Annotated in this window: 9 protein-coding genes; 4 read left to right on the forward strand and 5 right to left on the reverse strand. The window is 40.0% G+C overall.

What is annotated here, in order from left to right; translation table 11 throughout:
- Positions 1–2: 2 nt before the first annotated feature.
- Positions 3–1442, forward strand: coding sequence for a TrkH family potassium uptake protein (locus B7700_RS07740; RefSeq protein WP_084888201.1), 1440 nt, complete (start codon positions 3–5; stop codon positions 1440–1442).
- Positions 1443–1730: 288 nt separating this feature from the next.
- On the opposite strand, the gene pflB is transcribed toward B7700_RS07740, so the two are convergent.
- Positions 1731–4055, reverse strand: a complete 2325-nt coding sequence (gene pflB, locus B7700_RS07745) for a formate C-acetyltransferase (protein WP_000260631.1) — start codon at positions 4053–4055, stop codon at positions 1731–1733.
- A gap of 237 nt (positions 4056–4292) precedes the next feature.
- On the opposite strand from pflB, the gene dinB reads away from it, so the two are divergent.
- The gene (dinB, locus tag B7700_RS07750) at positions 4293–5354 is read left to right on the forward strand and encodes a DNA polymerase IV (RefSeq protein WP_084888203.1); all 1062 of its coding nucleotides are present in this window, start codon (positions 4293–4295) and stop codon (positions 5352–5354) included.
- A 32-nt stretch (positions 5355–5386) separates the two neighbouring features.
- On the opposite strand, the gene B7700_RS07755 is transcribed toward dinB, so the two are convergent.
- Positions 5387–6232: an undecaprenyl-diphosphate phosphatase gene (locus tag B7700_RS07755; RefSeq protein ID WP_084888205.1), complete on the reverse strand. Its 846-nt coding sequence runs from the start codon at positions 6230–6232 to the stop codon at positions 5387–5389.
- A gap of 60 nt (positions 6233–6292) precedes the next feature.
- A complete protein-coding gene (locus tag B7700_RS07760; protein ID WP_084888207.1) occupies positions 6293–8182 on the reverse strand; it encodes a DUF2207 domain-containing protein in 1890 nt (629 codons plus the stop codon).
- Positions 8183–8320: 138 nt separating this feature from the next.
- Here B7700_RS07760 and B7700_RS07765 point away from each other — a divergent pair, with 138 nt between their 5' ends.
- Both B7700_RS07765 and B7700_RS07770 read left to right on the forward strand, forming a co-directional pair.
- A complete protein-coding gene (locus B7700_RS07765) occupies positions 8321–9886 on the forward strand; it encodes an ABC transporter substrate-binding protein/permease (RefSeq protein ID WP_084888209.1) in 1566 nt (521 codons plus the stop codon).
- Complete coding sequence (locus B7700_RS07770) at positions 9886–10626, forward strand: amino acid ABC transporter ATP-binding protein (protein WP_000189477.1); 741 nt, start codon at positions 9886–9888, stop codon at positions 10624–10626. The genes B7700_RS07765 and B7700_RS07770 overlap by 1 nt, the downstream gene beginning before the upstream one ends.
- A gap of 89 nt (positions 10627–10715) precedes the next feature.
- Here the strand turns inward: B7700_RS07770 and B7700_RS07775 are convergent, their stop codons facing one another.
- Complete coding sequence (locus B7700_RS07775) at positions 10716–10931, reverse strand: capsule biosynthesis transcriptional regulator (protein WP_001130035.1); 216 nt, start codon at positions 10929–10931, stop codon at positions 10716–10718.
- An 836-nt stretch (positions 10932–11767) separates the two neighbouring features.
- Positions 11768–13018 carry a threonine ammonia-lyase IlvA gene (gene ilvA, locus B7700_RS07780; protein ID WP_000952975.1) on the reverse strand — a complete coding sequence of 417 codons (1251 nt, stop codon included), beginning with the start codon at positions 13016–13018 and terminating at the stop codon, positions 11768–11770.
- Between the last annotated feature and the right edge of the window lie 6 nt (positions 13019–13024).

Raw genomic sequence — 13024 nt, forward strand, 5'->3', positions numbered from 1 at the left:
AAATGAATAAAAGTATGATTCGTTACCTCCTTTCAAAATTACTTTTGATTGAAGCTGTTCTTCTTTTGGTTCCTGTAGCTGTTGCTATCTATTACCGTGAATCGAGCCAAGTCTTTACAGCCCTCTTTACAACGATTGGGATTCTCGTATTACTAGGCGGTTCAGGAATTTTACAAAAGCCAAAAAATCAACGGATTTATGCCAAGGAGGGAGTCTTGATTGTTGCCCTCTGTTGGATCCTTTGGTCCTTCTTTGGTGGTCTCCCCTTTGTTTTTGCTAGGCAAATTCCCAGCGTTATCGATGCCTTTTTTGAGATCAGTTCTGGCTTTACAACTACTGGAGCAACTATTCTGAATGACGTTTCAGTTCTCAGTCGTTCCCTCCTCTTCTGGCGAAGTTTTACCCACTTGATTGGAGGGATGGGGGTGCTTGTTTTTGCGCTTGCTATTATGGATAATGCCAAGAATAGCCACCTAGAGGTGATGAAGGCTGAGGTTCCTGGCCCTGTTTTTGGCAAGGTTGTATCCAAACTCAAAAATACTGCCCAGATTCTCTATCTCCTTTATCTAGCTCTCTTCTCCCTCTTTGTCATCATCTATTATCTGGCTGGTATGCCCCTATTTGATAGTTTTATCATCGCTATGGGTACTGCGGGTACAGGAGGTTTTACAGTCTATAACGACGGGATTGCCCACTATGGTAGCTCACTGATTACCTATCTGGTTAGTATCGGAGTTTTGGTTTTTGGGGTAAATTTCAATCTCTACTACTACCTTATGCTCCGTCGCGTCAAGGCCTTCTTTGGAGATGAAGAACTTCGAGCTTACTTGGTCATTGTTCTGGTTTCTACAGGCTTGATTAGCCTTAATACCCTCTATCTCTACCCAGGATTTTCCAAGAGCTTTGAAATGGCCTTCTTCCAGGTTTCCAATATTATTACGACGACTGGTTTTGGATATGGAGACATTACCAATTGGCCCCTCTTCTCCCAGTTTATCCTCCTCTTCCTCATGGGAATCGGTGGTTCTGCTGGTTCAACCGCAGGTGGACTCAAGGTTATTCGAGGTCTCATCCTTTCAAAAATTGCCAAAAACCAAATTTTGTCAATCCTATCGCCCCACCGTGTTTTGACCCTCCATGTTAATAAAACGGTAATTGACAAAGATACCCAACATAAGATTCTCAAGTACTTTGTCATCTATTCTATGATTTTGCTATCCCTTATCTTTATTGTCAGCCTAGATAGCAATGATTTTCTGGTTGTAACCAGTGCTGTCTTTAGCTGTTTCAATAACATCGGGCCTATTCTAGGAACGACATCTAGTTTCTCAATCTTTAGTCCTATCTCAAAAATTCTTCTCTCCTTTGCAATGATTGCAGGCCGTTTGGAGATTTACCCAATCTTACTTCTCTTTATGAAGAGAACTTGGTCTAAGAGATAAAATACAACCACACCTTGTATCTAACAAAGTGTGGTGTTTTTATTTCAGACCACCTCCTCAACTCAACCAACTCTTTTTAAACCAAGCGAGACACTTCAGATCCTGACTTATACTCAATGAAAATCAAAGAGCAAACTAGGAAGCTAGCTATAGACAGTACTTGAGTACGACAAGGCGAAGCTGACGTGGTTTGAAGAGATTTTCGAAGAGTATTAAGGAATTTAAGATCCCAAAAAACAACCCTCAGTCGACTGACCGAGGGTTCCTTTTCATTATTCAAGAACTTGATTAGCTCAACGCATCCAAGGCATCATCCATTGAAAGAACTTCGTGGAAGACACGTTGTGTCAATTCAGTTTTTTGTTCTGGAGTGAGGTATTTAGTGTTTACACAGTATCCAGAGATACGTACGATAACGTCTTCACCTGACATAATCTTTTCGTAAACATCGTTCAAGTCCATAACGTTCAAGTTAACGTGTTGTCCACCGTTTTCAAAGTAACCATCAAGGATTGTTACCAAGTTATCAACTTGTTCGTCACGAGTCTTACCAAGAGCGCGAGGTGATACTTGTGTAGTCAATGAGATACCGTCAGCTGCGTAACTAAAGTCAAGGCTAGAAAGTGAGTTCAAGTTTTGCAACCATCCACCTTTAGCTTTGTTAGATGGGTTAGCACCTGGTGAGAAGAATTCAAGTTTAGACAAGTTCACAGAACCATCTTCGTTGAGGTATACACCTTTGTGAACTGGTGAGTTACCAGTTTGTTTAGAGTAAGCAACGTTAGATGTGATTGTCAAAAGTGATACTGTAGCTTCAGCGTCTTTGTAAAGTTTGTGGCTACGTAGACGAGTTGTGTAAGCTTCGATCAACCATTCTGCCAATTCGTTTGAACGTGGGTCATCTTCACCCCAACGTGGGTATTCACCGATTGTTTCGTAATCGTAGATGTAGCCATTTTCGTCACGGATTGGTTTAACTGTAGCGTATTTGATAGCTGACAATGTATCAACAGTGTTAGCAAATCCACAGATACCGAATCCCATGTTCGCACGTTGTTTAGTTGGCAAGAAGGCCATTTGAACAGCTTCGTAGTTGTATTTATCAGTCATGTAGTGAATGATGTTCAAAGCATCTACGTAAGTGTCAGTCAACCAGTCAAGAGATTTTTCAAAGTTAGCTTTAACTGATTCGAATTCAAGAACTTCATCACGGATTGGTTCAATGTCAAATACTTTGTAGTCTTTGTGAACATCGTCGTAACCACCGTTCAAACCAGTAAGAAGGGCTTTCAATACGTTTACACGCGCACCGAAGTACTGGATGTTGTGGCGTTGTTCTTCATTTTCTGGGTCAAGTGGAGACACACAGCATGAGATACAGCTCATTTCACCATATCCATCTTTAGCCATTGTTGTTACACCTTCGTATTGGATAGAAGAGTGTTTGTGGCTCATGTGCATACAGTAGCGACGGAAGTTGTATGGCAATTTGTCAGTCCAAAGAACTGTCAAGTTTGGTTCTGGAGAGTTACCGATGTTGTCAAGAGTGTTCAAGAAACGGTAGTCCATTTTAGTAACACGGTGACGACCGTCGTTACCCATACCAGCCATAGAAGTTGTGATGAAGGTTGGGTCACCTGAGTACAATTGGTCATAAGCTTTTGTACGAGCAAACTTAACTGTACGAAGTTTCATAACGAAATCATCAACAAATTCTTGGATTTCTGATTCAGTAAATGTACCACGAGCAAGGTCACGTTCTGCAAAGATGTCCAAAACGATTGGTACACGTCCGAGAGATGTAGCCGCACCGTTGATAACACGGCAGACAGACATGAAGGCGATGTTAACCCATTGGATTGCTTCTTTAACGTTCATCGCTGGTTTGCGAACGTCAACTCCGTAAAGGTCACCCAAGCGAACAACTTGTTGCAATGCTTGGTATTGAAGATTGATTTCTTCACGAAGACGGATTGTTTCTTCATCGATTTCTTCAATTGCATTCCAGTCGTTTACTTTTTCTTGCATCAAGTAGTCTGCACCGTAAAGAGCAAGACGTGCGTAAACACCGATGATACGTCCGCGTGAGTATGCATCTGGAAGACCAGTTACAGTGTGAGCGTGACGAGCGCGACGGATGTTTGAAGTGTAAGCACGGAAGATACCGTCGTTAACTGTTGTTACATATTTAGTAAAGATTTCGTGAACAGCTGGATCTGGTTCGTATCCATTTTCTTTCAAAGTAGTTTCAGCCATACGGATACCACCTTTTGGCATGAAGTTCAATTTGAAGAGTTCATCGTTTTGGATACCGAAGATAACTTCGTTTTCTTTATCGATAAATCCTGCTGGGATATCAGCGATAGATGTTGGACGAGTGTCCATTGGGAAACGAGTTTCTTCGTAGTGTGCTTTAGTTTCTTCTACAATTTTTTTGATGTGAAGTGAACGTTCTGTTGGTCCTGCAAGGAAGCTTTCGTCTCCATCGTAAGGTGTGTAGTTAGCTTGTACGAAGCGTGATACACTTGCTTTTTCTTTCCAATCTACGCCTTTGAAGCCTTCCCAAGCTTTATCAAAAATATCTTGTGCTTCAACAACTGTCTTAACAACCATGTTAATGTCCTCTTTTTTCTTTCTAGTAACAACCATCTGTTACATTCATGAGACAAGTATACCACACAGTAACCGATTTCAGCAAGTGGAAAATCCCTATTTTTACACTTTCTTTTCTAAAACAGTCTATATTTTGTTCTAAACTGTATTATATTTTTGAAAAAACGAAGTCCTTTTTCCTTTTTTTCAGAAAAAAGGGTATAATGAAAGAAAATAAGCAGTAAAAAGGAGCTATGCATGTTGATTTTTCCTTTGTTAAATGATTTGTCAAGAAAAATCATCCATATTGACATGGACGCCTTTTTTGCTGCGGTAGAAATCAGGGATAATCCTAAACTCAGAGGAAAACCTGTCATTATCGGCAGTGACCCTCGGCAAACAGGTGGACGTGGTGTCGTTTCCACTTGTAGCTATGAGGCACGAGCTTTTGGTGTCCATTCAGCCATGAGTTCCAAGGAAGCTTATGAGCGTTGCCCCCAGGCCGTCTTTATCTCAGGGAATTATGAAAAATACAAATCTGTGGGACTCCAAATTCGAACTATCTTTAAGCGCTATACAGATTTGATTGAACCTATGAGTATTGACGAAGCCTATTTGGATGTAACAGAAAATAAACTCGGCATCAAGTCAGCCGTCAAAATTGCTCGCCTCATTCAAAAAGATATCTGGCAAGAACTCCATCTAACTGCTTCTGCTGGCGTTTCTTACAACAAATTCTTAGCTAAAATGGCCAGTGATTATCAAAAGCCACATGGTCTGACAGTGATTCTACCTAACCAAGCTGAGAATTTTCTCAAACAAATGGATATTTCCAAGTTTCATGGAGTAGGAAAAAAGACGGTGGAACGGCTTCATCAAATGGGTATTTTTACTGGCGCTGATTTGCTTGAAGTCCCTGAAGTAACCCTAATAGACCGCTTTGGCAGACTGGGCTATGACCTGTATCGAAAGGCTCGAGGTATCCACAATTCCCCCGTCAAATCCAATCGCATCCGTAAATCAATCGGGAAGGAGAAAACCTATGGGAAGATTCTCCGTGCTGAGGAAGACATCAAAAAAGAGCTGACTCTTCTATCAGAAAGAGTCGCTCTCAATCTACATCAACAAGAAAAAGCTGGAAAAATTGTCATTTTGAAAATCCGCTACGAGGACTTTTCAACTCTTACTAAACGAAAAAGTCTCGCTCAAAAAACACAGGATGCTAGTCATATAAGCCAAATAGCCCTGCAACTCTATGAAGAATTAAGCGAGAAAGAAAGAGGTGTCCGCCTGTTGGGGATTACCGTGACTGGATTTTAAAACCTTGAAGAGTTGCCCCTTCAAGGTTTTTCTTATACAAATAAACGAACAAAACTGTAAAGTAGCAAGACACTACCAAGCACGATGCGATATTTACCGAAAAGGGTAAAGTCGTGTTTTTTCACATAGCTGGTCAAGAAACGAATAGCCACCATACTGACTGCAAAGGCTACTCCCATGGCAACCAAGAGCAAGAATAATTGCCCAAAGCTCAAGAGCTGTCCTGCTTTTACAAATTTGAAAATCTTTAATGCGCTAGCTCCAAACATAACTGGAATTCCAAGATAGAAGGTAAATTCCGTTACAACAGAACGACTCGTTCCATTCAACAAACCACCGACAATAGTCGCTCCTGAACGACTGGTTCCCGGTAAAAGGGCAAGAACTTGGAAAAGACCGATATAGAAGGCTGTCGTATAAGGAAGCTTGTCCAACTCTGTTACACTTGGCTCGATAGCACGCGCTTTATTGCGCTTTTCCAAATAGATAAAGGCAATCCCATAGATAATCAACATGAGAGCAACTGAAACCATGTTATGGAAGTGGGTATCAAACCAATCATCAAATTTAAAGACGGCAAGTAAAGGCAAAGTGGCAACCAAGACCTTCAACCACAATCTCCAAGTCTTACGAACTTCCTGCTTGTCCTTAGTCGATTTAAAAGGATTGAGCTTATTAAAGTAAATGACCATAACCGCTAAAATAGCGCCAAGCTGAATCACGACATTAAACATGGACATAAAGACTTCATTTTGATTTTGGTATTGGATAAATTCCTCTGCTAAAATCAAGTGACCTGTACTTGAAATCGGCAGCCATTCCGTAATTCCTTCAACAATCCCGAAGAAGATAGATTTTAAAATTTCAATAAGATACATAGATTACTCCTTTTTCTATCTTCCATTATAGCATATTTTTTCAGCCAGTGATAGCTCTCTTTAAAAGGCGCCGATACTGCCTCCGCCTCCGCCTCCAGAGAAGCCTCCGCCAGAACTTCCACTTCCAGAAGATACGGAGTAGGTACTTGCTGTATTTGCGACACTGGCATAATGGCTCATTTGCGCGCTTGAATGATAAAACATACTATGCCAGCCATAAGCTACATAGAGATTGATATCTGGATTTTCCACTTTAATCTGATGAACCTTCATCAAATGGCTGACCTTGTCCGCATAGCCAAATAAGGTCGCATAGACCAAGAGGCGATTCCAGACCACAATACTTTCCAATTCAGCCTGATCCAATCGTGCAATCTCACGCAACATATTTTCAAAACTGGTCCAGAGATAGTATACTTCTGCTCCTGCTTCATTTAGGACACCATCACGGTTATCTAGTCGAAGCTTCCAATAATAGAAAACAGCCAAAACCAAACCTAAAAAACCAAGTATTGGCAAGGGGAGGTAAAGATATCCATAAACATCCAAACTGTACAAGAACAAACCAAATCCGATAAATAGGGACAAGATAGTCAAGACACCCATACCTACTTGCAAGGCCTTTTCCCCACCAGTTAAAAGACGATAATAATCTGGAAGTCCCCAGAAGATAACCCGATTTCTCACTCCTTCTTGCATCTCTTTCAATACTTCTTCAAAAGAAGATTTGAGCTGACGCCCCTTTGCTTGAATCCGTTTTTCATCAGAAACTTTTGCTCTACGATAAAGACTATCAGATACCTTGTAATCCGCAAACAAATTGGAAAGAGTTTCTTCTTTTTTGCCTGAAAAAGCTAGATTTAGACAGTCTTTCTCAAAACTGGACAAACCGTCTTCTTTTACCAGTCTCAAGCCAACTGCATCTCCCTCTGAAATAATAGAGACATTTCCACGGTCAATCACATCTAACAAGGTAGCTTGAATAAGTTGGTCAAAGGTGAATTTGCCAGCTCCTTTGGTTAGAGGACTCACTTCATCCAAGGAAGTCGAGTAGACAGCCTCTGATAAAACCATAGGTTCTAATTCCATTGGTGGTTCATAGAGACGATGATTTTTGGCATATTTAACCGAAGGAGTGGTCTTTCTTCTATAGATGAAATAGAAGCAGACGCTCAATAACAGAGAGATGGAAAGTATGGAAGGAAACACCCAAGTAACGAGTTGTTTACTCTGATCTTTTTCTTTAAAAATCGAGTCTTCTATCTTATTAAACTCTTCTAAACGATTCCCTTTCAATCCCTGATCCCTAGCGCTAGCAAAATCGGTCCGAGGCCAATAGGCATGTAACTCAACTCCACGTTTAGCCGGAAGATTGTCTAAACGGATAGTATAATCAAGGTTACTCTTTTCAACCGTTCCCTCTCTAAAAAGTTTCCCTGTATGGAAAAAGAGTTTTTCAGCTCCCTTATCTCCCCTTACATGAAATTCAAACTTTCCAATAGTCCCTGAACTATCTGTTAAAGGTTGCCAATTTAATTCAGCGATATCATCATAAAGGAAAAGCAAATTCTTTAAGTTCCAGATAAGGTCAACTTCAACTGTGTCACCTTCCTGACCTGGATTATAAACTTTAACAGTATAACCATTTGCTCCTTCTATCACTTCGCTAGTAACGTCTGCTAGTTCAGCACCGTTTTTCGCAGTCTGAACCTTTGGATGAGGATCAATGTCAAATCCGCTAGGCATCTTGCCAGCACGTCCAAGTCCCACGATTTGGCCCTTAAAATCCTCCTCAAACCGGTAAACTATCTTCTGTCTAAATTCTGCCGTATTATCTGCATGAATATACAAATCTCCTTGATAAGAGTTTATCTTGAAATCAATAGCAAAAACAGAGAGTGGCAGAAGGCAAAACAAGCCTAACACCAGTAAGAAAAAAGTTTTTTTCATCAACTAAGCCCCCTTTTTATCTTTGTTATCATTATATCATTTTTTCATAAGTAAGGGCTTACCTATATTGAAAAATAGAGTTTTTTTCGATAAAATAGGAGACAGTTATTTTTTAATAGATTAGAAATAGGAGAAATCATGAGAAAAATATACTTATCTATTTTCACAAGTCTCTTGCTGATGCTGGGACTTGTCAATGTTGCCCAAGCCGATGAATATTTACGCATCGGGATGGAAGCAGCATATGCTCCCTTTAACTGGACTCAGGATGATGATAGCAATGGGGCTGTCAAAATCGATGGGACTAACCAGTATGCTAACGGATACGATGTTCAAATCGCCAAGAAAATCGCTAAGGACTTAGGTAAAGAACCTTTGGTTGTTAAAACCAAGTGGGAAGGCCTAGTTCCTGCCCTTACTTCTGGTAAGATTGACATGATTATCGCTGGTATGAGTCCTACTGCCGAACGCAAACAAGAAATTGCATTTTCAAGCAGTTACTACACTAGCGAACCAGTTTTGCTTGTCAAAAAAGATTCTACTTATGCAAACGCAAAATCTTTGGATGACTTTAACGGTGCAAAAATCACTTCTCAACAAGGTGTCTATCTTTATGACTTGATTGGTCAAATCCCAGGCGCTAAAAAAGAAACTGCCATGGGAGACTTCGCTCAAATGCGCCAAGCACTTGAAGCTGGTGTTATCGATGCTTATGTTTCTGAACGACCAGAAGCTCTGACTGCTGAAGCTGCTAACTCTAAGTTCAAGATGGTTCAAGTAGAACCAGGTTTCAAAACTGGGGAAGAAGATACGGCTATTGCCATTGGACTTCGTAAAGATGACAATCGTATTAGTCAAATCAATACCAGCATTGAAACCATTTCAAAAGACGACCAAGTTGCCTTGATGGATCGTATGATCAAAGAGCAACCTGCCGAAGCTACAACAACTGAAGAGACTAGCAGTAGTTTCTTTAGCCAAGTCGCTAAAATTCTTTCTGAAAACTGGCAACAACTCTTGCGTGGTGCTGGTATCACTCTTTTAATCTCTATCGTCGGAACCATCATAGGTCTCATTATCGGTCTTGCCATCGGTGTTTTCCGTACTGCTCCTCTCTCTGAAAACAAAGCCATTTACGGCCTACAAAAACTAGTCGGCTGGATTCTCAATGTCTACATTGAAATTTTCCGTGGTACACCTATGATCGTTCAATCGATGGTTATCTACTATGGAACTGCCCAAGCTTTCGGGATCAACCTTGACCGCACACTAGCTGCTATCTTCATCGTTTCGATCAACACCGGTGCCTACATGACCGAAATCGTTCGTGGTGGTATCCTAGCAGTTGACAAGGGACAATTTGAAGCCGCAACTGCACTCGGTATGACTCATAACCAAACCATGCGTAAGATTGTCCTACCTCAGGTAGTCCGTAACATCCTACCAGCAACTGGTAATGAATTTGTCATCAATATCAAAGATACATCTGTATTGAACGTTATCTCTGTTGTCGAACTTTATTTCTCAGGAAATACCGTGGCAACGCAAACCTATCAATACTTCCAGACATTTACAATCATCGCCGTGATTTACTTTGTCCTCACCTTTACCGTAACACGTATCCTACGCTTCATCGAACGCCGCATGGACATGGATACCTATACTACAGGTGCTAACCAAATGCAAACGGAGGATTTGAAATAATGACACAAGCAATCCTTGAAATTAAACACCTCAAAAAATCCTATGGACAAAACGAAGTGCTAAAAGACATTTCTCTGACTGTCCACAAGGGAGAGGTCATCTCTATCATCGGAAGCTCTGGAAGCGGAAAATCAACCTTCCTACGCTCCATTAACCTCCTTGAAACGCCAACTGATGGACAAATCCTTTATCATGGACAAAACGTCCTCGAAAAAGGCTATGACCTCACGCAATACCGTGAAAAGTTGGGAATGGTTTTCCAATCCTTTAACCTCTTTGAAAATCTCAACGTGCTTGAAAACACAATTGTCGCTCAGACAACTGTCCTTAAACGCGAACGTACAGAAGCTGAAAAGATTGCCAAAGAAAACCTAGAAAAGGTCGGCATGGGGGAACGCTACTGGCAAGCCAAACCAAAACAACTCTCAGGTGGTCAAAAACAACGTGTGGCCATCGCTCGTGCCCTTTCAATGAATCCTGACGCCATTCTCTTTGATGAACCAACATCAGCTCTCGATCCAGAAATGGTTGGAGAAGTCCTCAAAATCATGCAAGATCTGGCTCAGGAAGGCTTGACTATGATTGTCGTAACCCACGAAATGGAATTCGCCCGTGATGTCTCTCACCGTGTTATCTTCATGGATAAGGGTGTAATCGCTGAAGAAGGTAAACCAGAAGACCTCTTCACTAATCCTAAAGAAGACCGTACAAAAGAATTCCTTCAACGCTATCTCAAATAAAAAGAAAAGGCTGCATCCTTGTGCAGTCTTTTTGTTATCCTATAAATGAAAAGGCAGACCCTATTCAAGAATCCACCATTATCCAAAGATTAATCTTCAAATTTTTCATGATTTTTATCATAGAAATCAATTAAACCTAGAGCCGTTTCAAACGAAATATTTTTAACTTTTGCACGCCCCTGCGCTAGAGCAATGATAGACATTTCACGAGCATTCGTTTCTTTAGAGATACGGTAGCCTGTGATTTTCTTATCACGAACCCAGCCAACAACTGATTCTACTTTTTCAAAGTTTGACTTAGCCATGTCTTTCTCCTATTTTCTTATTTACGATATTTAATTGTATACGCTTTTATGCTTTTTGTCAATAAAAAAACATATATTCAATAAAATAAACGCCCTTATTTTTACTTGCTATCTTATTAAAGCTTATAATATATAGGTTTTTCATTGTCGAAAACAATTTTTATAGTTCTTTAAAACAACTGTATTATTAAATCTTATTTATGTGATAATATTCATATTTGACAGATGCTGATTCTCGATAATCTAGACATATTCTAATCTTATTTCATATTATTTATTCCACTGTAAAACAAAAAAATTTGACAAAATAATCTTCTGCTCTAAACCATTTCTAACGAGTATTTTTCTCCTTTTAGACTTTTTCATGTCTGCACCAGCATTCAATCATTTGGTCAACTGTACCAGTTATTTACTTTATCAAGTTTACTTTTTATTTCTTCAAACCTATAAAAAGATGAGTAGTTAGGAAACAATAGTATCCTATCTTCCAACATTTTCCACTGTTTTTATCTTCTTAGTATCTTATCACTCTTCTCAGTTAACTCAGTATAAGGCTTCTCATTAGTATTGATTATTTTTTCTAATTCCTATTATATTTAGCCAAATTTCAGATTAGCTATATATAAAATAGTAGATTTCAAAAAACTCCTTACATATAACAAGTAATTTTACTCCCTTACTATAAACTGAATCAAAAAACATAGGTACTATAATGAGTTATGATAGAAATAGCGTAATCGATTTCCTAAGTCCATAGGAATCGCCCCCTTTCTTCATCTTCATTATAGCACCTATACATCAATTGTGCAAATAATATGATATTTTTTTATTAGTCCTCAGACAAGCATATTATAGAGCGTTTCGTTACCATTTAAGTTAATATAAGCTGGATCAAAACCTTCCATTCGACGAATCAAGCCTGCATAATCATGCTTATCTGCCAAGGCAATCCCAATCAATACTGGGCCTGTCCCCTTGCTAGCTCGTTTGATATACTCAAAACGTGTGATATCATCATTTGGCCCCAAGATATCATTTACAAACTCACGCAAAGCCCCCGGACGCTGTGGAAAATTAACCACAAAGTAATGCTTGATCCCATCATAAATCAAGGCACGCTCTTCCATTTCCGGCATACGGTTGATATCATTATTTCCTCCAGAAATGATACAACAAATGGTTTTCCCCTTGATATATTCAGCCAAAACTTCTAAAGAAGCGATACTAGCAGCTCCAGCAGGTTCTGCGACAATCCCTTGCTTAGAGTAGAGGTCAATCAAGGTTTCAGAAATCAATCCCTCATCGACACCTACCAAAGTTTGAACATGTTGACGAGTTGCTTCATAGGTCAACTGACCTACCTTTTGAACAGCAATCCCATCCGCAAATTTGTCAATTTCTTTTAGTTTGACAGGCCCACCAGCTTCAAAGGCAGCCTTCATAGAACGCGCTCCATTAGCCTCTACCCCAATGACTTCAATTTCTGGACTTGTTTCCTTGATATAGGTAGAAACCCCAGCAATGAGACCACCGCCGCCAACAGGGACCAAAACAGCATCAAAATCAATCGATTCTTTTCGAGCCTCTTCTAAAATCTCATAAGCAACTGTCCCTTGACCAGCTTGAACATGGGCATCATCAAAGGGATCAATAAAGGTACGATTTTCAGAAACTGTAAATTCTTGAGCTGCTTTAGCAGAAGCATCAAAAGTATCTCCAACTAGTTTAATAGTTACGAAGTCCCCACCAAAAAAGCGAACTTGACCAATTTTTTGTTGCGGAGTAGTAATGGGCATAAAGATAGTAGCAGGAATCTTCATTTCATTACAAGTATAGGCAACTCCCTGTGCATGATTCCCCGCAGAGGCACAGACTACCCCACGCTCACGCTCTTCCTTGCTGAGCTGCGAAATGGCATAATAGGCACCACGAATTTTAAAAGAACGAACACGTTGAGCATTTTCCTTTTTCAAATAAATCTTAGCACCATACTTCTCCGATAAATAATGGTCGTAATCCAGTGGGGTATTCACAACCACACCGTTCAAGACTTTATGAGCCTTGATTATATCTTTTGAACTTAACATCATTTT

The sequence above is a fragment of the Streptococcus mitis genome (genome assembly GCF_002096755.1).
Taxonomy (GTDB): Bacteria; Bacillota; Bacilli; order Lactobacillales; family Streptococcaceae; genus Streptococcus; species Streptococcus mitis_AC.